This is a genomic window from Brevundimonas sp. Bb-A (assembly GCF_009394735.1).
GTDB lineage: Bacteria > Pseudomonadota > Alphaproteobacteria > Caulobacterales > Caulobacteraceae > Brevundimonas > Brevundimonas aurantiaca.
On record NZ_CP045456.1, the window covers coordinates 2,707,227 to 2,730,241 of the forward strand.

Here is a 23,015-nt window from a genome sequence, read left to right on the forward strand (position 1 = left end):
AGGCCGCCGCTGTTAATCTTCGAGACCCCGCCGCTTAGTTTGCGGGCGCCGGCGCCTCAAGCCCCACTTCGGCCGGGGTCGCCGGCGGAGTGGTGATGTTGTTCCGGATGCGCCGCGCCGCATGTTCGCACCGGCCCGGCAGGCCGTAGAACAGGCCGAAGGACTGGCTCCGCGCCGCCTCGTCCTCGCTCGCCAGAAGCGGCGCCCACTGGGCCTTGGCCGCAGCCGCCGCCTGTTGCGCAGCCGCCTTGGTCGCCGCCGTCTGCCTCGGCTCCGCCGCCGCCAGGGCGCTGCGGAAATCCTGGGCCTCCAGACGACCCAGCCGCACCAGCTCCGTATCCTCCGGCGAGCGGTTCGTCAGGCTGTCGCCCAGATCCGCGTGCCCCGTCACCAGGGCGTCGCACCAGGCCACCAGCGGATAATCCTGTGTCGGCGCCCCGCGCGGCAGCGTGTGCGAATAGGCGATCGCCTCACGGACCTTCAGGGCCTCCGCCGTCTCGGCGGTGCGATTGCCGGTGACGATCGGCCCGTCCTGGGACTGGGCGAAGGCGGCGGCGGCGGCGGAAAGCGAAAGGGTCGCGGCGAGCGCGGCGGCGGAAAACTTCAGCATTGCAATCCTAGACGAGAGGGCGCCCCAGCGCCCAGCCAAGCTGTAACGCTCCACCGCCAAGATGGCGCCAGTGCGGCGCACAAAAAGAAAGGGCGGCGGACCGAAGTCCGCCGCCCAGTGCTTCTTCCGCTATGACTTGGCCTTGAGGATGACGGCGGAGCCGCCGACATCCTGAGGTTCTCGTCTTAGAAGGAGTAGCGCACCCCCAGATAGGCGCGGCGAGGCGCAACCCAAGCATTCGCTTCCTGGTAGTCGAAGTCAGCGTTACCAGCCACGTCAGTGAATTCCGACGTCGCGGACTGCTGATCCAAGATGTTGAAGATGTCCGCAAACAGCTCGACCTTACCGAACGACAGGTCGAGCGTGTAGGTCGCCCGAACATCGAAGGTGAAGTACGACGGGCCCGTCTCCGAGCCGGTGAAGCCGGGCGAAAGCCAAGTCGAGGTCGTGCCGCCGAAGTTGTAAGCGGGATCGCGCGGTCCCGCCACATATCCATACAGATACGAGATGGGGGTGTAGATTACACCGCTGTTCCAGTTGAAGACGCCAGCCACTTCGAGGCCGAAGTCGAACTCGTAACCGCCGTAAGCCTTGAACTGATGCTTGATGTTCCCAGGCAGATCACCCCAGGCGTTCGGAGCGCGGGGATCCAGGTAGATGAAGTCACCCTGCACGCCTGCATTGCCGTCCGAGCTCGAGTTACCCTTGGCGTCGTTGAAGGTGTAGGACAGCTGTCCGAACCAGTTTTCGGTACGGTACTTCGTCAGCGCCACTTCGATGCCGCGATAGTCACGCTTGCCGCCGGCGAGGGTGCCCAACACATAGTTGATCCGACCCGCTTGGACGTCAGCAATCTGAGCGGCGCTCAAACCGAAGTAGCTGTAGTCCAGGAAGAAGGGCCCACCGGGAACCGCGTTGCCGTCCAGACCCGTATTGGTCGGGTCCGAATAGACGTGCAGATCGTAGTCTTCGAAGATGTTACGGGTGTTCCGCTGGGTGGCGACCACCGACAGACCGATGTCACGTCCAAAGGTGGTCGAATAGCCGATCAGGAATTCATCCGTGTAGGGCGTCTTGGTGCTGGGCGAGAAGATGGAGTCGAGCACAGCAGCGCCACCGCGGGTGCGATAAGTCACCCAGTTGCCGCCAATGTTGATCTGCTCTTCATCGACTGCCCCTGACAGGCTGCCGGCGAAGGCGGTCATGTCGTTACGTACGGGATCGTAATAGCGACCGCCGAAGGCCCAGACCTTGGTGCGGCCGTCCCCGAACAAATCATAGACGACGCTGACACGCGGCGCGAGTTCCCATTCAAACGTAAACAGTTCGCTTCCGTTCGAATCGGTGTGGGTCCACTCCTCGGCTCGCACGCCGGCGTTCACCGTCAGTTGTCCCTTGGTCCAGCTATCCTGGATGTAGAAGGCCTTGCCTTCGGAACCCACATTGTTGATGCCGTTCTGTGTCCGCAGCGAGCGATACGAGTTGATCTGGCTGCCCGGGTTTCCTGCCGTATCGGAGAAGCTGATGGCGTCGATCTCACCCAGCGACAGGGATCCGTCACGGTTGGTGTCAACGATCGCATAAAGCGCGGCCCGGTTCGAGGCTGCGTTGATGCCATCGATGATACGACTACGGTCATCGGCGGAGAAGACAGCGCTCGTAAAGCCCGTGCCCGCCAGTTGAGCAAAGGTCGTGCCCGGGTAACGGCTCGACAGCGAGGTATAGGTCGCGCCTCCGTTCACCGTACCCTCGACGATGTTTTCGTTCTTGGTCGATGTGTAACCCGCCTTGAACGTATGGCTGCCGAAGGACGTGTCCAGGAAGTACTCGGCGCTGACGCCCCATTCATCCCGATTGCGGTTACGAAGCGTATTCCCGCCCGAACCACCAATGTTCTGCTCTTCGTAGGTATAAGTCGCCCCACGAGCAAACACGACGTTATTACGCGTGGAGCTGTCGGCGGCGATCGTGTTGAGCTCAGACTCGTGGTTGAAGTAGTAAGCGTTCAGCGTCAGATCGCCCCAGGTCTTGGTGTAATCGATCTTGTAACGCTCGCCACCCTGGTCCGTCGCCGAGTCACGATAGTTGCGAACAGATGCCGAGGAGCTGCCGCTGATTTCCGTCGGATCGCTCAGGTAGGTCGCGGTCAACCGGTCATTGTCGGTAATCTGCCAAGTCAACTTCGCGAAGCCGTACTCAGCGTCGCGTTCGACCGTCCGCTGAACCGCGCCGGTGGTTCTGTTCAGAACGTCGTCTTCGCGATGCGTGCGCTGATAAGAACCGAAGAACCACAGCCTATCACGAAGAATGGGTCCGCCGAGCGTCACTGCCGTGTCGTAGGTGGAGAATCCAGCCGACTCATTATGTTTGTCTTCCTGAACGAGACTGTCATTCTGGAAGTAGTAGTTGACAGAACCGTGGAACTCATTTGACCCGGACTTTGTCACCACTTGTGAGATGAGACCCGAACCACCTTCGTACTCAGCAGGTGCACCGCCAGTAATGACCTTCTGCTCCTGAATGATTTCGTTGTTCAGGTTGGCGCCAAAGGTGCCGGTGACGGGGTCGGTGACATTTACGCCATCAATGTAGTAGACGTTGTCCGAAGACGAACCCACCACACCAGTGACTGACGAGTTAATGCCCGACTTTGAAGACGGGTTCGAGCCAGGCTTCACGCCAGGAACGAGTTGCAGATAGCTTTGATAGCTCCGGCCCGTAGGCAGGGATTCCACAGTGTCCAGCGTCAAAACAGTCTGAACCGTGGCGGAGGTCACATCGACAGCGGCGAAAGAGGTGCCGGTCACGATGATGTCGTCCACGGTCGACGCACCACCGATGCTGAACGTCTGCGACAGGTCACTGTTCGACGTCACCGCAATGCCGGTCGCCGTAAAGGTTTCATAGTTGGGCGCCGAGATCGAGACCGTGTAGTTGGCGGCCGGGTCAAGGCCCGACAAGCGCACAAAACCCGCACTATCCGTCACGCCAGTACGAGACACAAGCGAGAGCGGCGAACTGACAGTGACCGTTGCGCCGGCCAGGGGCGCGCCGTCAGGGCCATTGACGGTCACGCGAAGGCCGCCCGTCGTGCTTTGAGCCAAAGCAGCCGTTGGCGTCAGGACAGGCGCTGCCACGATCATGGCGAACGCCACGCCGCCCATCATGGTCGTAGCGAGCATCCGCTGCCGAATGGATCGGTTTTTCAAAATCATCCTCCTGAAACGATCGGGCGACGCTAAAATGCCGCCTAAACTCTACGTCCCCATGCACGTAGATCGGAGGAGAGCTTAATCCGCCACATAGGGCGCGCTACGTCTATTACAGGCCCGTAACCCTTTAGTCGTCCACCTGTCGCAATATGGCCACAGAAAGGCGAGGAAGGCCACAATACGTCGTTATTGCGGCGAAATCCACCAATTCATCAATCTGAGCCCGCAAAAACGCGACACTTTGAGATTTTTTGTCTGCTGCGTCATCGAATGCGCAATATTTCCCCCACAGCCCTCTAGGTGGTCCCTAGGAGCATTCCGCTCAAATCACCGCTCCACCGCCACCCTTGACGCATAAGGCGCCGGCTCGGGCGTGCACGACGCTGTGACGAGTTGCGCCGCCATGAGACACAGCAGCGCCGCCGCGATAGGCTGGAGCCGATTTGAGACAGCGAAGGCGATCGAACGAGCCATGACGGGCGCTCCGGCGAAGGTTACCGAGGAGTTAAGGCAAGGGTCGCGCCAGAGGACGGGGGCGGCGGCGTGATTCCCTTCGTTCGCGATTTCGACTTCGCCTATGGGCGGCGCGATCAGGTCTCGCCGCTGATTCAGCGGGTGATCGCCGACAATCCGGGCCCCTTCACCTTTACGGGGACGGGGACCTATATCGTTGGGCGGGCGGAGCCGGGGGCGCAGGTGGCGGTGATCGACCCCGGCCCTGTGGACGAGGCGCATCTGGCCGCCCTGCTGACGGCGGTGGAAGGGCGCGTCGTCAGCCACGTCCTCGTCACCCACACCCACCGCGACCACGCCCCCCTCGCCCGCCCCTTCGCCGATCGTACGGGGGCGACGATTCTCGCGGCGCGGCCCCCGCTGCGAGAAACCCACGCCTCGGGCGCGCTGGATGAGGATGAGGATGCGGACTTCGCCCCCGACAGGGTGCTGACGGGCGGCGAACGGATCGAGGGCGACGGCTGGACGCTGGAGGCCCTGTTCACGCCCGGCCACGCCTCGAACCATATGGCGTTCGCTCTACGGGAGGAGAAAGCCCTGTTCAGCGGCGACCACGTCATGGGCTGGTCCACCACGGTGGTGGCGCCGCCGGATGGAAACATGCGCGACTATATGGCCAGCCTGGACGCCGTGATCGCGCGTAACTACACCACCCTCTGGCCCACACACGGCGCCCCGGTGACGAACCCTGGGCCCTTTCTGTCAGCCTATCGCGCCCACAGGCTGGAGCGCGAGGCCCAGGTGGCGGCGCGGTTGAGGGCGGGCGACCGAACGGCGGCGGAGATGACGCCGATTCTCTACGCCGCCGTGGATCAGCGGCTGTGGCCGGCCGCCGCCCTGTCGGTCCTGGCCCATCTGATCAAACTGGTCGAAGACGGGACGGCGACCGTTTCGGGCCCGCCCAGCGTGACGACGGAGTTTCGTCCGGCCTAGAGCCTGATCCGTTGAGGAGGAACCGCTACGCGGTTCGCTGAAACGGTGAATCAAGCCCCAGATCAAAGCGAGAGCATGATTCACGCTTCTGTTGGAACCGCTGCGCGGTTCCGTCCGAAACGATCATGCTCTAGCGGACTTCCTCCTCCAGGGCCGCGACGATCTTGCCCATCAGACGGCAGGTCGCGCCGCCGTCGGGGCGCGGATCGCGCGCTGCAACTCGAATGTCGGTCCGTCCGGGCCGGATGCGGATCACCGCGTCATAGGCGAAGCCGAACCAGGCGCCCTCATGCACCCCCTCGACCTCGAAGGTCGCGGCGCGAACCACTGGAAAACCAGCGTCCACCAGGGCCGATACCGCCTGCTGCGCCAAGATCTGCGAGGGAATGGAGCGGGCGGCGGGACAGGCCTGCATCCCCTGAACGTCATTCGCGCGAGGATGAAGGGCGGCCAAACGGCTGAAGGCCGGCGGTTCTTCCACACTGGTGCTGACGTCGCGCGGCGTCGGCTGGGCCAGACGCGCCCCTTGATAGAGGAAGACGCCCAGCACGCTTCCCGCCAACACCAGGGCCGTCGCGGCATAGGCCCCACGTCGGCCGAGGTCGCGCAGAGCCAGGACCGAGACGACCAAGGCCGCACCGAGGCCGACCCAGGCCAGACCCCGCCCCACCGTCCAGGTCAGCAGATCATAGGTGACCGCCCGATCGACCCCGCCGAACAGGGTGGCGGCCATGGCCCCCACCGCCAAGACCGGAGCCGCCGCCGTCACGGCGGTCAGGACAGGGATCAAGGCGGGGACGGGCTTGGTCGATCGCATCGGCGTTCCGGCAGGTCAGGCGGGCTGAACGTCGGGCAGACGATAGTCCTTCATCCGCTCGCGCAGAAGCTTCTTGTCGATCTTGCCTGTGGCGCCCAGGGGAATCTCGTCCAGCGCCACCACGTCGTCGGGCATCCACCATTTGGCGATCTTGCCTTTCAGGAAGTCGAGATGCTCCTGCTTGTCCAGGATCTCTCCCGCCTTCAGCTTGACCAGCAGGACCGGGCGCTCGTCCCATTTGGCATGAGGGGCGCCGATCACCGCCGCCAGTTCGACCTTGGGATGGCCGACGGCGATGTTCTCGATCTCAATGGAGCTGATCCACTCCCCACCCGACTTGATCACGTCCTTTGACCGGTCGGTGATCTGCATGAAGCCCAGCTCGTCGACGGTCGCGACGTCGCCCGTATCGAAGAAGCCGTCTGAGTCCAGAATCGAGCTCTCCTCACGGAAATAGGCGCGGGCGACCGTCGGCCCCTTGACCATCAAATGGCCGAAGGTGGCCCCGTCATGCGGCAGGCTCTGACCCGCGTCGTCCTTCAGCGCCAGTTCGATGCCCAGTGGGGGCGTACCCTGTTTGGTGCGGTATTTCAGCTGTTCCTCGAACGGCAGGGCCGCCGTCTCCGGCGTCATGTTCGACAGGGTGCCGATCGGCGAAGTCTCGGTCATGCCCCAGCCCTGGAGCACTTCGACGCCATAATCGTCGTGGAAGGCTCGGATCAGGCTTTCCGGCACGGCCGAACCGCCGATCAGCACGCGCTTGACCGTAGAAAGCTTCAATCCGTTCTGCCGCATATGGGCCAGAAGCCCCTGCCACACGGTGGGCACGGCGGCCGAGAAGGTGACGCCCTCGGTCTCGAGCAGCTCATACAGAGCCTCCCCGTCCATCCGGGCGCCCGGCATCACCAGCTTGCAGCCCGATGCGGGACCGACGAAGGCGATGCCCCAGGCGTTGGCGTGGAACATGGGCACCACCGGCAGTATGACGTCGCTGGTCTTGCCCCCAACCACCGAAGCTTGCAGGGCCATGAAGGTGTGCAGGAAGTTGGAGCGGTGCGAATACAGCACCCCTTTGGGATTCCCCGTGGTGCCGGAGGTGTAGCACAGGCCGCAGGCGGTGTTTTCCGGGAAGTCGCCCCACAAGACGTCGGGGGACTGTTCAGCCACGATCCTTTCATAGGATTCTGCGCGCGGCAGCCGGGTCTGCGGCATGTGGGCGTCGTCGGTCATGATGATGACCCGCTCGACCTTCGGGATGTGGGGCAGAATGGCTTCAAGCAGCGGCACGAAGGTCAGGTCGGTGAAGATGACCCGGTCCTCGGCGTGGTTGATGATATAGACGAGTTGCTCGGGAAACAGACGGGGGTTCAGGGTGTGGCACACCGCGCCTATGCCCATGACGCCGTACCAGGTCTCGATATGGCGGTCGGTGTTCCAGGCCAGGGTGGCGACGCGATCGCCGGGCTCGATACCCCAGGCTTTCAGGGCGTTGGACACCCGCTTGGCCCTGTCGTGAATCCGGCTGTAGGTGGTGCGGACGATGGGGCCTTCGACGGAACGGGTGACCACTTCGCGGTCGCCGTGCCAGTTCTTGGCGTGGTCGAGGATCTTATCGACCGTCAGAGGCCAATCCTGCATCAATCCCAGCATGTGCGTCTTCCTTGTCCCTTGATGCGTCTGCTCGCCCGCGACGCTTGATGAGACGCTATAGGGGTGATCAGCGATAAGCAATGCGACCCCGGCGCGCCGTCGCGCGACCGATCGCCCCGTCGGACCGGCGCTTGGCGATGCGCCGGCCGGCGCCGTAGAAGGCCGTCCATGGCCATATTGATCGCAATCACGGGGGGCTCCGGCTCCGGTAAGAGCACACTGGCGGAGGCGCTTGTGTCCAGCCTGCCCGACGGGGCGGCCGTGCTGGTGCGTGAAGACTCCTATTATAAAGACGCCGCCGCCCTGCCCGGCTTCGACCCCGCGACCTTCGACTTCGACGATGTGGCCGCGCGCGACCATGCGCTAATGATCACAGACCTGAAGGCGTTGAAGTCGGGTCGGGGCGTGACGGCGCCCGTCTATTCCTTCATCCATCATGGACGCGAGCCGGGCGGCGAACCGATCCCGCCAGCCGAGGTGGTGATCGTCGAAGGCACCCATGTGCTCTGTACGCCCGAGCTGACCGCCCTGTTTGACATCCGGGTCTTCGTAGACACCCCCGCCGACATCCGCTTCATCCGGCGCCTGCTGCGCGACCAGTCCGAGCGGGGTCGGTCGGCGGATTCGGTCGTAGCCCAGTATCTGGCGACCGTGCGGCCGGGCCATGAGCGGCTGACCGAGCCGTCGCGCACCCACGCCGACTTTATCGTCGCCGACGCCACCGCCGCCGTCCGGCTGGAAGATCCGCAGGCCGTGGTTCGTCTGGCCGCGCCCGTCCTGGCCCATCCCCTGCTGGCGCCTTTCCTGACAGACTGAAGGTTTCGGTCGGACTTCGGAACGGATTGCCTTACGCCACGACAGCCCGGTATGCGTCCTGAAACGAAACTGAAGGAGACGCCTGTGGCCATTCCCGCTTCGCTTCAAAAAGGCCTGACCCTGCCGGTCATCTCCTCGCCGATGTTCCTGGTCTCGGGGCCGGATCTGGTGGTCGAGGCCTGCAACGCCGGGATCATCGGCACCTTCCCGTCGCTGAACCAGCGCACCACCGAGGGCTATCGGGACTGGCTGCAGGAGATCAAGGGACGCCTGTCCCCCGACGCCGCCGCCTTCGGCGTCAACCACATCGTCCACCCGACCAACCCCCGGCTGATGGTCGACATGATGGTGTCGGTCGAGGAGAAGGTGCCCCTGATCATCACCTCCCTCGGCGCGGTGCGCGACGTGGTGGATGCGGTCCACGGCTACGGCGGCGTGGTCTTCCACGACATCGCCAACATCCGTCACGCCAGGAAGGCGGCCGAGGCGGGCGTCGACGGCCTCATCCTGGTCGCCAACGGCGCCGGCGGCCACGCCGGCATCATCAATCCCTTCGCCCTGATCAACGAGGTCCGGTCCTTCTACGACGGGACCATCATCCTGGCCGGGGCCATTTCGACGGGCCGAGACGTGGCGGCGGCCCTGATGATGGGCGCCGATTTCGCCTATATGGGCACCCGCTTCATCAACACGACCGAGGCCCTGGCGCCCGAAGCCTACAAGCAGATGGTCATCGACAGCGGCGCGACCGACATCGTCCACACCCCTGCGGTCTCGGGCATCCCGGCCAACTTCATGACCAAGTCCCTGGTCGAAAACGGGATCGATCCCAAACACCTGCCCGAGCACAAGCTGGACATGGGCGACGAGGCCAAGGCCTGGAAGACGGTCTGGTCCGCCGGCCAGGGCGCCGGGGCCATCCACGACGTCGTTCCGACCGCCGAACTGGTCGCCCGCCTGCGACAAGAGTTCGCTCAGGCTACGGAACAGTTTTCAGCCCGCTTCCCGACAGGCTAAGGGGCTCTTTCGCGCGGTTCGCGCGTTGGAGCCCCCATGATCCGAAACACACGCGTCGCCCGCCTCCCCGTTCCCCTCGCCGTAGCCCTTGCGGCCCTCGCCGCACCGGCCCTGGCCCAGACCTCCGGTCCTTCCTCGGACTGGGGTTTCGAGCTGGGGGCTGGGACGGACAACCGCTCCAAGGCGGCGTCCAAGTCCGGCAACGACGGCTACGTCTTCGGCGCGGCGACCTGGGAGTCCGCCGACGGCCGCTTCTACGCCGGACCCGGCTTCGAGACGATCCAGGCGGGCGGCTCCCGGCTGGAGACCGAACTGGTCGCCGGCTACCGGCCGGAGGTGTGGGGCTACGCCTTCGACCTGAGCCTTGCCTACAAGCACCGGCTCGACGTCGATCCCGGCTATGACGCCGACGGCTGGGAGCTGACCGGCAACATCAGCCGCGCCGTCGGTCCCGCCGAGGCCCGACTACAGGTCCAGTATTCGCCCGACGCGGCCGGGTCCACACAGTCCTTCACCTGGGTCGAAGCCCAACTCGCCTGGGCCTTCAGTCCCCGTCTGGAGGGCTCTGCCGCCGTCGGCCGCCGCGAACAGGACGGCGCCCCAGACTACACCGGCTGGAACGCGGGCGCGACCTACGCCCTGACGGACGCCCTGGCGCTGGATCTGCGCTACCACGATACCGACGCCCACAGGGTCGGCGACCAGTACCGCGAGGCCCTGGTGGCGGAAGTGGCCTACGCCTTCTGACCGCACCCTTGCGCCCGCGCCTTGGGCCTCCCATATCGAAGGTGTCAATCTCTCTGCGTAACGCCGCTGCTCCCTTTGCATCACGCGCCGAGGTCCAAACGCCGATCCCATTCAGACCCGACAGGCCGACCAGGGATTCCTCCCTGCGGCCAACGCCAGACGGAGGTCTCCAAATGGCTACCGGCACTGTAAAATGGTACAATCCCACCAAAGGCTACGGCTTTATCGCCCCTAATGACGGCGGCAAGGACGTCTTCGTCCACGCCTCGGCGGTCGAAACCTCGAGCCTGGGCTCGCTGAACGAAGGCCAAAAGATCGGCTACGAGATCGAGCGCGACCAGCGCTCCGGCAAGGAATCCGCCGGCCGCCTTTCGGCGGCGGAGTAGGACAAGCTTCTTAGCTCGCCCGCCATCGCTTTCGACGGCGAGGTGACGAAGCTCCTGCCTCTGGGCGGCCGGAAGGTCCGCCTGGACAACGGCCACATCGTCACGGTCCTGCCGACCCTGGGTGCGCCGAACGGCGTGTCCCTGCTCGGCGACCGTGTCGTGGTCGAGATCGCCTTCAATCAGCTGAAGGGCTGGCGCCTCGCGCGCCGGCCCTGAAGCCTTTCTGCACGGATGACGACATGACCCCGCTCGCCGACATGATCCCCACCATGACCGACGCCGACCTGACCACCCTGCGCGCCAACGCCGCCCGTCTGGTCGAACACGGCGCCTCCACCCAGGTGATGGCCGCCAGCGACATCCTGCCGGTCATCGACACGGAAATGGCCCGCCGCGCCGCCCTGCCCAAGCCCGCCAAGGCTCCGCCTGCCAAACGCGCCGCCCCCAAGAAAAAGCTGCCCCCCGTCACCGGCCACCAGACGGCTCTGCCGTCCAGCTGAGGCTGACGACGACACCAGGCTGGCTGGGCGTGCTGCAAGGTTGCTAAAAGGCGTCCATGACGCCTGACGCCCTCCAGTCCTATCTCCAAGACCACATCCCGCTCTCCCGCGCGATGCAGGTCTGTGTCGAGGCCATCACACCGGACACCCTGACGCTTCAGGCGCCTCTCGCGCCCAATATCAATCACCGCGACACAGTGTTTAGTGGAAGCGCCTCAGCCTTGGCCATTCTCTCCGCCTGGTCGCTCGTGCACACCCGGCTGACAGCCGAAGGGCTGAAGGCGCGACTGGTGATCCAGTCCAACACCGTCCACTATGACCGAGCCATAGCGGGGACATTCCAGTCCACCGCCACATTGGCCGATCCCGCCGGCTGGCCGCGCTTCGTCGCCCTGTTCAATCGGCGCGGCAAGGCGCGAATCACAGTCGTTGCGACCTTGACCGAGGATGGTAAGCCGCAGGACGGTTCGAAGGCAGCTTCGTCGCCCTGAGCATGAGCGACGCCCAGGATCACCCCAGGGCCTGATCCAGATCGGCGATCAGGTCCTCGACGTTCTCGACCCCGACCGATAGCCGGATCAGGCTGTCGGTGATGCCCCCGGCCTCGCGGACCTCCTTGGGCACGCTGGCGTGGGTCATGATCGCCGGGTGGTTCACCAGGCTCTCGACCCCGCCCAGCGACTCCGCCAGCGTAAAGACCTGCACCTGCTCCAGCACCCGCTTGGTCCGCTCCAGGTCGCCCTCCAGCACCACCGTCACCATGCCGCCGTAGCCGCCGTGCATCTGCCGCGCCGCCAGCGCGTGCTGCGGATGGGCGATCAGGCCGGGGTAGATGACCTTGGCCACTCCGGCCCGCGTCTCCAGCCAGCGCGCCACCGTCAGAGCGTTCTCGCAGTGCGCCTTCATACGCAGGGCCAGGGTCTTCAGCCCCCGGTTGGCCAGGAAGGCGTCGAACGGCCCCATGATGCCGCCGACCGAGTTCTGCAGGAACTTGACCCGCGTCGCCAGCTCGGGATCGCCCGTCACCAGCACCCCGCCGATGATGTCCGAATGGCCGTTCAGATATTTGGTGGCCGAGTGCATGACGATGTCCGCCCCCAGGCTCAAGGGCTGCTGGCAGAAGGGCGTGGCGAAGGTGTTGTCGACCACCAGCAGCAGGCCATGCGCCTTGGCCACCTTCGACAGGGCGGCGATGTCGGCCAGCTTCATCAGCGGATTGGTCGGCGTCTCGACCCACAGCATCTTTGTCTTGGGCGTGATCGCCGCCTCGACCGCGCCGATGTCGTTCAGGTCCACATAGGCGAAGTCCAGCCCCATGGTGCGCCGACGCACCCGCTCGAACAGCCGCCACGAACCGCCGTACAGGTCATCGCCCGTGACGATATGATCGCCCGCGTCCAGCAGCTCCAGCGCCGTCGAGGTCGCCGCCATGCCCGAGCCGAAACCGAAGCCATGCGTGCCGCCCTCAAGATCCGCAATACAGGCCTCGAACGCCTCCCTCGTCGGGTTCTTGCCCCGCGCGTATTCATAGCCCTTGTTTACCCCCGGGCTTTCCTGAGCGTAGGTCGAGGTGGCGTAGATCGGCGTCATCACCGCGCCCGTCGTCGGGTCGGGATGCTGCCCGGCGTGGATGGCGCGGGTCGAGAAGCCCTGGCTGTTTTTTTTGTCGCTCATTGGTCTTCCTTAAAGATCGAAGCCAGGATGGAGGTCCGTCCGGGGCTCGTTCTCGATCCATCCCTCGGCGGTCAACCGATCCTGCAGCCGCGTATCGCCGACAGTGTACTCGATCTGGGTTTCGAGCGGCGCGCCCAAGCCCGGCAGCAGGCTTCTAAGCAGGCCGCGAACGCCGTCCAGATCGTCCGCCTCGATATCGATGCCAGTCAGTATGATGGTTGTCGCGCCGTTCTCATCCGGCGCGGACTGCATTGTGCCGCCGCCGCTGACATAGCCGAGGTTGCGAAGCTTCAGCTGTTCCTGGATCGGATCCTCGAAGAGGTAGTGACGCTCGACCGGCTGTACGTCACCCGGCATACGGACATAGACGAAATGGGTCTCAAGCCGGCCGTCAAAGGGCGGCGCGACGTCTCCGCCTTTACCGAAGATCTTCTTGAGCCAGGACATGTTAGCGGTTCAGGCTGAGGTGGTTGATCAGGTCGGTGCGGGTGATCAGGCCCACGAACTTTTCGCCGTCCAGCACGATGGCCACCCGGTCGCGGTCGAACAGGGGGATCAGGGCGTCCAGCGGCTCATTGACCTGGACCGTGTCCAGATCGCGCGTCATGGCGTCGGCGACCGGCTTGGCGAACCGCTCCTTGCGGGTGATCTCATCGGTGTTCATCACATGGACCAGGTCGCTCTCGTCCAGGATGCCGACCAGACGCCCGTCCTCGATGATCGGCAGCTGGGAGACATCGGCGCCCTTCATCCGTTTGAAGGCCGTGTCCAGGGTGTCGCCCGGCCCGGCCACGACCACGTCGCCCCGCTCGTACTTGCGGTTGATCAGGTCCGACAGATCGCCGTGCAGCTCGCGCTCGCCCAGGCCCTGATCCGCCAGCCAGGCGTCGTTATAGACCTTGGACAGATACTTGGCCCCGGTGTCGCAGACGAAGGTGACGCAGGTCTTGGGCTCAGTCTGTTCGCGGCACCAGCGCAGGGCCGTGGCGATCAGAGTGCCCGAAGACGATCCGGCCAGAATGCCTTCCTTCAGCAGCAGTTCGCGCGCCGTGGCGATGGCTTCCGCGTCCGGGATCGAATAGGCCTTGTCGATCAGGCTCATGTCCGCCGTATCGGGCACGAAGTTCTGACCGATGCCCTCGACCGTATAGCTGCCGTCCGGCCCCGGCACGCCGTCGTTGACGATGCCGGCCAGGGTCGATCCCACCGGATCCGCCAGAATAATCTGCGCCTTGGAGCCGACGCTCTTCAGGTAGCGCGCCACGCCGGTGATCGTCCCGCCCGAGCCGATGCCGGCGACGAAGGCGTCGATGTCGCCGCCCGTCTGTTCCCAGATCTCCGGCCCCGTGGTCTTCACATGGGCCTCGGCGTTCGACTGGTTGGCGAACTGGTTGACGTAATAGGCGCCGGGAATGGCCTGGGCCAGGCGCTCGGCCATGTCGGTATAGTAATCGGGGTGACCGTGCGGCACATCCGACCGGGTGAGGCGAACATCGGCGCCCATGGCTCGCAGATGCTGGATTTTTTCCTTCGACATCTTGTCCGGAATGACCAGCAGCACCTTATATCCCCGAGCGCGGCCGACCAGGGTCAGGGCCAGGCCGGTATTGCCGGCCGTCGCCTCGACGATCGTGCCGCCTTTCTTCAGCCATCCCTCGCGTTCGGCCGCATCCAGCATCTCGACGGCGATCCGGTCCTTGATCGAGCCGCCGGGGTTCTGGGACTCCAGTTTCAGCAACAGCCGGCACTTGCCGGTGTCGATCTTCGTCACCTCCACCATCGGCGTCTTGCCGATCAGATCCAGCGGCGACTTCACGGTCGCGCTCAGGGCGGGGGCGGTCAGGGACATCGTAGGCTCCGGTTCGGGACGCAGCGAGGCTGAGGCCTCACATTCACATGGTCAACTCACGCAAGATTTGACCCAAGGGCGCGGTTCCGCGCTACGAAAGACGCAATGACCAAATCACCCAAGAGGCCGCCCGCCGGTCTCCCCGACAAAGACACCCTCCTCGCCTTCCTGCGCGAGGCCGGATCGGCCGAGAAGACCGATATCGCCCGCCACTTCGGCCTGAAGGGCGGCGATCGCCGGGCCCTGCGCGAAATGATCCGCGAGCTGGAGGCTGAGGGCCGGCTGGGCAAACGCGGCCGCAAGGGTTTCTCAGAAGCCGGCGCCCTGCCCCCCGTCGGCGTCGCCGACGTGATCGAACGCGACGGCGACGGCGAACTTTACGTCCGCCTGGTCGAGGCCGGCGCCGATGCGCCCCGCGCCCTGTTGATGCCTGACAAGGCAAAGCCCGGTCCCGCGCCTGGCCTGGGCGACCGGCTGCTGGTCAAGTTCCAGCGCGGCGACGACGGCTGGGAGGCGCGACTGATCAAACGGCTGGACGCCGGGACGAACCGTGTTCTGGGCGTCATCCGCAAGTCGGCGCGCGAGACCCGCGTCGAGCCGGTCGATCGTCGCTCCAAGGACGTGCTGCTGGTGCCCCAGGCCCAGTCTGGCGATCTGCGCGACGGCGATCTGGTCCTGGCCGCCATTGAAAAGGGCGACCAGCGCTATGGGCCCAAGCGCGGCAAGATCCTGGAGCATATCGGCAAGGAGGACGATCCCCGCGCCGCCTCCCTGATCGCCATCCACGCCCACGGCGTCCCGACCGGCTTCTCCGAGGCCGTCGAGCGTGAGGCCGAGGATCAGGAACTGCCGACGCTGAAGGGGCGCGAAGACCTGCGCGAAATCCCCTTCATCACCATCGACCCCGCCGATGCGCGCGACCATGACGACGCCGTCTACGCCGCCCGCGACGAAGATCCGAAGAACCCCGGCGGCTGGATCGTCTGGGTCGCCATCGCCGACGTCGCCGCATACGTCCGGCCGGGCAGCCAGCTGGACCGCGAGGCGCGCGACAAGGGCAATTCCACCTACTTCCCCGACCGCGTCGAGCCGATGCTGCCCGAGGTGCTGTCGAACGGTCTGTGCAGCCTGAAGGAGGGCGAGAACCGCGCCTGTCTGGCGGTGCGGATGGTGTTCGACAAGGACGGCCGCAAGACCGGCCACAAGTTCGTGCGCGGCCTGATGCGGTCGCACGCCAAGCTCAGCTACGAACAGGCCCAGGCCGCCATCGACGGGCCTGAAAAGGGAGGCGGGGCCGACGACACGACCGGCCCGATCATGGAGACCATCCTCTATCCGCTGTGGAACGCCTATCACGCCATGCTGAAGGGCCGGCTGAAACGTAGTCCGCTGCAGATCGAATCCGCCGAACGCCGCATCCGCATGGCTCCAGACGGCGGCATCGCCTCGATTGAGAAGCGCGCCTCTCTGGAGGCGCACCGGCTGATCGAGGAGATGATGATCCAGGCCAACGTCTGCGCCGCCGAGACCCTGGAACAGAAGAAGACGCCCCTGATCTATCGCGTCCACGACGCCCCCAGTCAGGAGAAGATCTTCAACCTGGCCGACTTCCTCTCGACCATCGGCAAGCCGTGGAATAAGGGCGAGCCGGGCACCACCAAACGGTTCAACAAGCTGCTGGACGAGACCCGCGACGGCGAATACGCCGATGTCGTCAACGAAGTGGTTCTGCGCACCCAGATGCAGGCCATCTATTCACCGGACAACGTCGGCCACTTCGGCCTGAACCTGGACCGTTACGCCCACTTCACCTCGCCGATCCGGCGCTATTCCGATCTGATCGTTCACCGCGGCCTGATCCGGGCGCTGAACCTCGGCAAGGACGGGCTGACCGACCGCGAGATCGCCGAACTGCCGGCCATCGCCGAGGGCGTGACCATGACCGAGCGCCGGTCCATGGCGGCCGAGCGGGACGCCATGGACCGCTATATCGCCGCCTTCCTGGAGGACCGCGTCGGCGCGACCTTCACCGGACGGATCACCGGCGTGACCCGCTTCGGCCTGTTCATCCGCCTCGACGAGACCGGCGCCGACGGCCTGGTTCCCGTCTCCACCCTGGGCGGCGAGTATTTCGCCCACGACGACCGCGCCCACGCCCTGGTCGGCGAACGCACCGGCAAGCGCTTCACCCTGGGCCGGATGGTCGAGGTCAGGCTGGTGGAGGCCACCCCCGTCACCGGCGGACTGGTGTTCGAAATGCTCAGCGAACCGGAGCCGCGCGATCCCAACGCCCCGCCCCCTCGCTACGGCGTCCGGGGACGAGGCGGCGACGGCCCGCCGATCCGCGGCAAGAACCGGCCGGGCGGCCCCAAGCCCCGCAACGGCTCCAAACCTTCGGGCGGGCTGAAGGGCGTGCGCAAAGGCAAGCGCAGGTGACCCCCTTCGACGCCGCGCAGGACCTGACCGACGCGCCTCGCGTCGGCGGCGCCCAACGCCCCAAGGACGCGGCGACATTGATCGTGACACGGGGCGGGTCGCGGCCTGAGGTGCTGATGGGGCGGCGGGCGCCGGGCCATGTCTTCATGGCGTCGAAGTGGGTGTTTCCCGGTGGGCGGATCGACCGGGCGGATTTCACCGCCGCCTCGACCGGCGCCTTGGCGTCAGACGTCGCGCGTCGGCTGGAGGCCGAGGTTCCCGCCCGCCGCGCCCGCGCCCTGGCCCTGACGGCGATCCGCGAGACCTTCGAGGAGACCGGGTTGATCCTGGGGCGCGCCGCGCCGTCGGCCAGCGTCGCTGGACCGTGGCGCGAATACCGCCAAGCGGGCGCCCTGCCCGATCTTTCGGTCCTGTCCTACATCGCCCGCGCCGTTACGCCGCCCGGCCGCACGCGCCGGTTCGACGCTCGTTTTTTCATGGCCCCAGCCGAGGCCCTGCTGACGCCCGAGCCGACCACAGGGTCGGGCGAGTTGGACGAAATCGCCTGGCTTCCCCTGGAAGACGCTCGCGCCCTTGATCTGCCCGCCATCACCCGCTTCGTGCTGGGCGAACTGGCCGAGCGGCTTGGCCAGGATCGAACCAGCCCCGACCGCCCCCTCCCCTTCGTCCGCATGGTGCGCGGCCGCCACATCGTCGATCACAGGGACTGACCATGCCCAGCGCCATCACCCTGCGGCTGACCACAGCAGACCCGGTCCCAGGCGTCGCCTACAGCCTGCAGGACAAGACCAACGCGCCGGTCGACCCCGCATCGCAGACGACGGTCCGATCAGTTTCGACGTCCTCGTCACCCTGTCCGATGACGGACGGCTGACCGGTCCCTTCGTACGCCGCGAGGGACCGTCGCGACGCTTCATCTATATCGCCATCGGCACATCGGCTGGACAGCACGGCGAATGGATCCGTCGCGCCAAGATCGATGTCCACGACATTCCCGCCGCCCTTCTGGCCCAGGCCCGCGCCGGTCAGACGCTTGAGGTGATTCTGCCCGGCCGTGCCCGCGACGGCGGCCCCGCCTGCGCGACTGTGCGGCCTCTTCAGCCGTGGACGGCCGTCTGAGATTGGGCCGTTGACTTTGGATCGAGTCTGAGTATGTTCCGCGCCTCTTATTTTAAGCGGCTTTCGCCGTCGCAGAGGTAATTCCGATGGCCAAACCGGCTTCCATCAAGATCCGCCTGAACTCCACGGCCGACACCGGCTTCTTCTACGTCACCAAGAAGAACGCTCGCACCATGACCGAAAAGATGGTCGTCAAGAAGTACGACCCGGTCGTGCGCAAGCACGTCGAGTTCAAGGAAGGCAAGATCAAGTAACGCCTTGATCCGCTGACAAAGGAAAACGCCCGGCTGGTCGCAGCCGGGCGTTTTTCGTTGCGGCTATGCCGTTGCGACGTCAGACCGCGCGCGCGACGACCTTGTTGCGGCCGCCGGCCTTGGCTTCATAAACGCCTTCATCGGCCCGCTTCAGCAGGGCCTCAGGCGTGTCCCCGGCGCCGGTGGTCGCGGCGACGCCGATCGACAGGGTGATGGTCAAAAACTCCTCGCCGCCCATCACGCGGAACGGCGCTGCGGCGATGTCGCGGCGAATACGCTCGGCCACCATGCGGGCGTCCTCCAGACCCGCGCCCGGCATGACCACCACGAATTCCTCCCCGCCCATACGGCAGGGCAGGTCCACGGCGCGCACATTGGTGGCGAGCCGGACCGCAAACTCGGCCAGAACCTCATCGCCGGCGTCGTGGCCGAAACCGTCGTTGACCGCCTTGAAGTGGTCGATATCCAAGACCAGCACAGCCACCGGCGAGCCGCCGTGTGTGGCGCGCCCCACCAGGGCCTGCAGCTGGCCGGCCATGTAGCGCCGATTGTGCAGGCCCGTCAGAGAGTCGGTGACGGCCATTTCCAGACTGCTGTCCAGCTTCTGGCGCAGGAAGTCCGTATAGCGTTTGCGCCGGATCTGGGTGCGGACACGGGCGGAAAGCTCCTCGGTGTCGATCGGACGCGGCAGGATGTCGGTAGCCCCCAACTCCAGCGCCTTGACCATCCGCGGTCGCTCGCCAGGCTCCACGATTGCGAGGACCGGCGCGCGCCGCGCGTCGCCGGATTTCAGCGTGGCGACGACCCTTAATCCGTCGAAACTCTGGGCCGCCACATTGACGATGATCAGATCCAGCGGCCCCTTGGCCGCCGCAAGCGCCGCCTGGGGGTCGGTCTCCACCACCACGCGGTGTTCGCGGCCCAGTTCCGCAGCGACCGCTGCGGCCTGGCTTTCGTCGTCATCGACGATCAGAACCCGGCCGCCTTCGGTTCTCAGACGCGCTGCAGCCTCGTCGCCCACGCCCATGCGCCGGCTGCTTTCCTCGCGCTCGCGCAGTTCGTCCATCACTTGCTTCAGCCGCGTCAGCGACTTGACCCGCGCCAGCAGCACCACATCGTCGATCGGCTTGGTCAGAAAGTCGTCGGCCTCGGCCTCCAGACCGCGAATACGGTCGGCTCGTCCGTCCAGCGCCGTCACCAGCACCACTGGAATGTGCCGCGTCTCAGCTCGCGCCTTCAACCGCCGACAAGTCTCGAAACCGTCCATGCCCGGCATCATGACGTCCAGCAGGATCAGGTCCGGCTGCTCTTTCGCCGCCAGGGTCAAGGCCGTCTGACCGTCGTGGCAGGTCAGCACGTCATAATATTCGATGGTCAGCTTGGCCTCGAGCAGACGCACATTCACGTCTACATCGTCGACGACCAGAATTCGCGCGCTCATCCCAGATGCTGCCGAATGGTCTGGAGGAAGTGCATGACCGATATCGGCTTGGAGATATAGGCCTCGCAACCGCCCTGACGAATCCGCTCCTCATCGCCCTTCATGGCGAAGGCGGTCACGGCGATGACGGGAATATGGTTCAGCTCCTCGTCGTCCTTCAGCCATTTGGTGACTTCGAGACCCGAAATTTCAGGCAGTTGAATATCCATCAGGATCAGGTCCGGATGGTGCGCGCGCGCCAGGGCCAAGGCCTGCAGCCCCTCTCGGGTCTGCAAGGTCTCGTAGCCCTGGGAATCGAGCAGATCATGAAAAAGCTTCATGTTCAGCTCGTTATCCTCGACGATGAGGACTTTCTTGGACATCATCACCTGACCTGGGTCGCCGGCGAATTGGCGACGCCGCGTTGAACGTCATACTGCCTGCCCAGTCTTAAGTTGGGGTGAAGCCAAGGTTACGGAGACCTTAAGCGTGGCCATAAAGGCCGTCTGTCGCGACTGTCTGTGGACCGGAACCGACCCCGCCGGGCCGCCGGATCGGCGCTGCCCGTCGTGCGGATCGCGCCGCATCGTCGCCCACACGGAACTGGATCGGTTGACGATCGCGCACATGGACTGCGACGCCTTCTACGCCTCGGTCGAAAAGCGCGATCGGCCCGAGCTTCGCGACCGGCCGGTGATCGTCGGCGGGGGAAAGCGCGGCGTGGTTTCGACCGCCTGCTATGTCGCCCGCCAATATGGCGTCGGCAGCGCCATGCCGATGTTCAAGGCCCTGAAGGCCTGTCCCGATGCCGTGGTGATCAAGCCGGACTTCGCCAAATACGTCTTTGAGTCAGATCGCATCCTGGGCGCCCTGGGCCGGCTGACGCCCCTGATCCAGCCGCTGTCGCTGGACGAGGCCTGGGTCGATCTGTCGGGCACGGAGCGACTGAACGGCGGGCCTGCGGCCTTTCAGTTGATCCGGTTCCAGAAGCAGATCGAGGACGAGACCGGCCTGACCGTCTCGATCGGCCTGGCGCCCAATCGCTTCCTTGCGAAAATGGCCTCGGAGATGGACAAGCCGCGCGGCTTTTCCGTGATCGGCGCAGGGGATGCCCGGGCCCTGCTGGCGCCCCGCTCCGTCACCGCCCTGCCCGGCGTCGGCCCGGTGTTCGGCAAGGCGCTGCGCAGCGACGGCTACGCCACCATCGGCGATCTGGCCCGGGCCGACGTCCGCGACCTGGTCAAACGCTATGGGGAGTCCGGTCTGCGCCTCTACGACCTGGCGCACGCCCGCGACGCCCGCGCCGTGAACCCGGAGCGGGACCGCAAGGGCATGAGCGCCGAGACCACCTTCAATGAGGACCTCAGCACAGCCGAGGCGCTGGAGGCCGAGCTCTGGCCCCTGTGCGAGAAGCTGGCGTCAAAGGCGCGGCGCGATGGCGTCGCCAGCCGCGTCCTGGTGCTGAAACTGCGCCGCACCGACTTCAAGATCGTCACCCGGCGGATCAGCCTGGCCGAACCGGTCCAGACCGCCCGCGCCCTGTTCGCCGCCGGTCGCGATCTGCTGCGACCGGAACTGGGGCCGCCCTATCGGCTGATCGGCATCGGCATGGCGGATATTCAGGATGCCGAAGACGCGCCTGTCGGTCTGTTCCAAAGCGCCGAGACCCGCCTCCTGAAGACCGAACGGGCCATCGACCGGCTGCGGGAAAAGTTCGGCAAGGACGCCGTGGTGGCGGGTCGGGCGCTTAAGACCTAAGAGGGCGCATGGACCTCGCCAAACGCGCCTTCGACCACGGGTTCCGCCTGGACCCGATCGTCCGCAGCCTGCTGGACACCGATTTCTACAAATTGCTGATGTTGCAGATGATCTGGCGTGAACATCGCGACACGCCCGTCGTCTTCCAGGTCATCAACCGCACCCGGTCGGTCCGTATGGCGGACGAGATCGACGTCGCTGCACTGCGCGACCAGCTGGACCACGCCCGCACATTGCGCTTCACCAACAAGGAATTGGTCTGGCTGGCGGGCAACAGCTTCTATGGGGTGAAGCAGATCTTCTCGCCGGACTTCATCGCCTGGCTGACCGACTACCGCCTGCCCGACTACGACCTGTCGGTTCAGGACGGCCAATATGTCCTGACCTTCTCCGGCGCCTGGGCCGAGGTGACCCTGTGGGAAATCCCCGCCCTGGCCATCCTCAATGAACTGCGCTGCCGCACAGGGCTGCGTCGGCTGGGACGGTTCGAACTGGACGTCCTCTATTCCCGGGCCAAGACCCGGCTGTGGTCCAAGGTCGAGCGGCTGCGCGCCCTGCCCGATCTGGCCCTGTCCGACTTCGGCACCCGTCGTCGCCACGGCTTCCTGTGGCAACGCTGGTGCATTCAGGCCCTGAAGGAAGGCCTGGGCCGGTCCTTCATCGGCACCTCCAATGTGCTCCACGCCATGGAGAACGATCTGGAGGCCATCGGCACCAATGGCCACGAACTGCCGATGGTCCTGGCCGCCCTGGCCCCCGACGACGCCAGCCTGGCCCAGACGCCCTATGCTGTGCTGGACGAGTGGCGGCGGCACTACGGCGGCAATCTGCTGGTCGTCCTGCCCGACGCCTTCGGCACCGAGGCCTTTCTGGATCAGGCTCCCGACTGGGTCGCCGACTGGACCGGCTTCCGCCCCGACTCGGCCCCACCGATCCCGGCGGGCGAACGGCTGATCGACTGGTGGCGCGAACGGGGCCGCGATCCGCGCGAGAAGCTGCTGATCTTCTCCGACGGCATGGACATCGACGGCATCGAAGCGGCCCACGCCCATTTCCATGGCCGCACCCGGCTCAGCTTCGGCTGGGGCACCAATCTGACCAATGACTTCCGCGAGTGTTCGCCCGCCTTCGCCCCCGAGCTTGAGCCTATCTCCCTGGTCTGCAAGGTGGTCGAGGCCGGGGGGCGCCCCGCCGTCAAACTGTCGGACAATCCGGAAAAGGCCGTGGGCGATCCGGCCGAAATCCAACGCTATCGCCGCGTCTTCGGCGAGCGCGGCCTGACCGCTCGACCCGTTGCGGTCTGA

At 65.5% G+C, this 23,015-nt stretch carries 23 protein-coding genes; 14 read left to right on the forward strand and 9 right to left on the reverse strand.

Annotated features, from left to right (window positions below):
• Positions 1-34: 34 nt before the first annotated feature.
• Together BSP_RS13270 and BSP_RS13275 are read right to left on the reverse strand one after the other, a co-directional pair.
• Positions 35-610, reverse strand: a complete 576-nt coding sequence (locus BSP_RS13270) for a hypothetical protein (RefSeq protein ID WP_152950629.1) — start codon at positions 608-610, stop codon at positions 35-37.
• A gap of 185 nt (positions 611-795) precedes the next feature.
• Positions 796-3,825 (reverse strand): TonB-dependent receptor, encoded by a 3,030-nt coding sequence (locus BSP_RS13275; protein WP_227975969.1) that lies wholly within the window; start codon positions 3,823-3,825, stop codon positions 796-798.
• A gap of 540 nt (positions 3,826-4,365) precedes the next feature.
• On the opposite strand from BSP_RS13275, the gene BSP_RS13280 reads away from it, so the two are divergent.
• On the forward strand, positions 4,366-5,268 hold the full coding sequence (locus tag BSP_RS13280; protein ID WP_152950630.1) for an MBL fold metallo-hydrolase: 903 nt from the start codon (positions 4,366-4,368) through the stop codon (positions 5,266-5,268).
• A gap of 130 nt (positions 5,269-5,398) precedes the next feature.
• On the opposite strand, the gene BSP_RS13285 is transcribed toward BSP_RS13280, so the two are convergent.
• Both BSP_RS13285 and BSP_RS13290 read right to left on the reverse strand, forming a co-directional pair.
• Entirely contained in the window at positions 5,399-6,085 is a 687-nt protein-coding gene (locus BSP_RS13285; protein WP_152950631.1) for a DUF1499 domain-containing protein, read from the reverse strand.
• Between the two features lie 15 nt (positions 6,086-6,100).
• Positions 6,101-7,735: a long-chain-fatty-acid--CoA ligase gene (locus BSP_RS13290; RefSeq protein ID WP_152950632.1), complete on the reverse strand. Its 1,635-nt coding sequence runs from the start codon at positions 7,733-7,735 to the stop codon at positions 6,101-6,103.
• A gap of 168 nt (positions 7,736-7,903) precedes the next feature.
• Here BSP_RS13290 and udk point away from each other — a divergent pair, with 168 nt between their 5' ends.
• The 7 genes from udk to BSP_RS13325 all read left to right on the forward strand — a co-directional run bounded on the left by udk (position 7,904) and on the right by BSP_RS13325 (position 11,692).
• The gene (gene udk, locus BSP_RS13295) at positions 7,904-8,551 is read left to right on the forward strand and encodes a uridine kinase (RefSeq protein WP_054766158.1); all 648 of its coding nucleotides are present in this window, start codon (positions 7,904-7,906) and stop codon (positions 8,549-8,551) included.
• An 84-nt stretch (positions 8,552-8,635) separates the two neighbouring features.
• Positions 8,636-9,568: a nitronate monooxygenase family protein gene (locus BSP_RS13300; protein ID WP_152950633.1), complete on the forward strand. Its 933-nt coding sequence runs from the start codon at positions 8,636-8,638 to the stop codon at positions 9,566-9,568.
• A 36-nt stretch (positions 9,569-9,604) separates the two neighbouring features.
• Positions 9,605-10,315, forward strand: a complete 711-nt coding sequence (locus BSP_RS13305) for a TorF family putative porin (protein WP_152950634.1) — start codon at positions 9,605-9,607, stop codon at positions 10,313-10,315.
• A gap of 173 nt (positions 10,316-10,488) precedes the next feature.
• Entirely contained in the window at positions 10,489-10,701 is a 213-nt protein-coding gene (locus BSP_RS13310) for a cold-shock protein (RefSeq protein ID WP_152950635.1), read from the forward strand.
• 42 nt (positions 10,702-10,743) lie between these two features.
• Entirely contained in the window at positions 10,744-10,917 is a 174-nt protein-coding gene (locus BSP_RS13315) for a hypothetical protein (RefSeq protein WP_152950636.1), read from the forward strand.
• 23 nt (positions 10,918-10,940) lie between these two features.
• Positions 10,941-11,201 carry a hypothetical protein gene (locus BSP_RS13320; protein ID WP_152950637.1) on the forward strand — a complete coding sequence of 87 codons (261 nt, stop codon included), beginning with the start codon at positions 10,941-10,943 and terminating at the stop codon, positions 11,199-11,201.
• 56 nt (positions 11,202-11,257) lie between these two features.
• A complete protein-coding gene (locus BSP_RS13325) occupies positions 11,258-11,692 on the forward strand; it encodes a YiiD C-terminal domain-containing protein (RefSeq protein WP_152950638.1) in 435 nt (144 codons plus the stop codon).
• A gap of 19 nt (positions 11,693-11,711) precedes the next feature.
• On the opposite strand, the gene BSP_RS13330 is transcribed toward BSP_RS13325, so the two are convergent.
• From BSP_RS13330 to BSP_RS13340, 3 genes are read right to left on the reverse strand one after another with little or no spacing between them, the layout of a single operon-like run.
• Positions 11,712-12,875 carry a cystathionine gamma-synthase gene (locus BSP_RS13330; protein WP_152950639.1) on the reverse strand — a complete coding sequence of 388 codons (1,164 nt, stop codon included), beginning with the start codon at positions 12,873-12,875 and terminating at the stop codon, positions 11,712-11,714.
• A gap of 9 nt (positions 12,876-12,884) precedes the next feature.
• Entirely contained in the window at positions 12,885-13,322 is a 438-nt protein-coding gene (locus BSP_RS13335) for a hypothetical protein (RefSeq protein WP_054766163.1), read from the reverse strand.
• A 1-nt stretch (position 13,323) separates the two neighbouring features.
• Positions 13,324-14,724, reverse strand: a complete 1,401-nt coding sequence (locus BSP_RS13340) for a cystathionine beta-synthase (protein WP_152950640.1) — start codon at positions 14,722-14,724, stop codon at positions 13,324-13,326.
• A 105-nt stretch (positions 14,725-14,829) separates the two neighbouring features.
• Between BSP_RS13340 and rnr the strand changes: the two genes are divergently transcribed.
• The 4 genes from rnr (at position 14,830) to rpmG (ending at position 18,533) form a co-directional block, all read left to right on the forward strand.
• The gene (gene rnr, locus BSP_RS13345; RefSeq protein ID WP_152950641.1) at positions 14,830-17,160 is read left to right on the forward strand and encodes a ribonuclease R; all 2,331 of its coding nucleotides are present in this window, start codon (positions 14,830-14,832) and stop codon (positions 17,158-17,160) included.
• On the forward strand, positions 17,157-17,870 hold the full coding sequence (locus BSP_RS13350) for an NUDIX hydrolase (RefSeq protein WP_152950642.1): 714 nt from the start codon (positions 17,157-17,159) through the stop codon (positions 17,868-17,870). Before rnr ends, BSP_RS13350 begins: the two co-directional genes overlap by 4 nt.
• Entirely contained in the window at positions 17,785-18,279 is a 495-nt protein-coding gene (locus tag BSP_RS16425) for a DUF5990 family protein (RefSeq protein WP_227975970.1), read from the forward strand. The genes BSP_RS13350 and BSP_RS16425 overlap by 86 nt, the downstream gene beginning before the upstream one ends.
• Before the next feature lie 86 nt (positions 18,280-18,365).
• Positions 18,366-18,533 carry a 50S ribosomal protein L33 gene (gene rpmG, locus BSP_RS13355; protein ID WP_003164451.1) on the forward strand — a complete coding sequence of 56 codons (168 nt, stop codon included), beginning with the start codon at positions 18,366-18,368 and terminating at the stop codon, positions 18,531-18,533.
• A gap of 79 nt (positions 18,534-18,612) precedes the next feature.
• On the opposite strand, the gene BSP_RS13360 is transcribed toward rpmG, so the two are convergent.
• Both BSP_RS13360 and BSP_RS13365 read right to left on the reverse strand, forming a co-directional pair.
• Positions 18,613-19,974, reverse strand: a complete 1,362-nt coding sequence (locus BSP_RS13360) for a PleD family two-component system response regulator (protein WP_054766168.1) — start codon at positions 19,972-19,974, stop codon at positions 18,613-18,615.
• Complete coding sequence (locus BSP_RS13365) at positions 19,971-20,336, reverse strand: response regulator (RefSeq protein ID WP_182713570.1); 366 nt, start codon at positions 20,334-20,336, stop codon at positions 19,971-19,973. Before BSP_RS13365 ends, BSP_RS13360 begins: the two co-directional genes overlap by 4 nt.
• A gap of 106 nt (positions 20,337-20,442) precedes the next feature.
• On the opposite strand from BSP_RS13365, the gene BSP_RS13370 reads away from it, so the two are divergent.
• Together BSP_RS13370 and pncB are read left to right on the forward strand one after the other, a co-directional pair.
• A complete protein-coding gene (locus tag BSP_RS13370; RefSeq protein WP_152950643.1) occupies positions 20,443-21,711 on the forward strand; it encodes a DNA polymerase IV in 1,269 nt (422 codons plus the stop codon).
• A gap of 8 nt (positions 21,712-21,719) precedes the next feature.
• Positions 21,720-23,015: a nicotinate phosphoribosyltransferase gene (pncB, locus tag BSP_RS13375; RefSeq protein WP_152950644.1), complete on the forward strand. Its 1,296-nt coding sequence runs from the start codon at positions 21,720-21,722 to the stop codon at positions 23,013-23,015.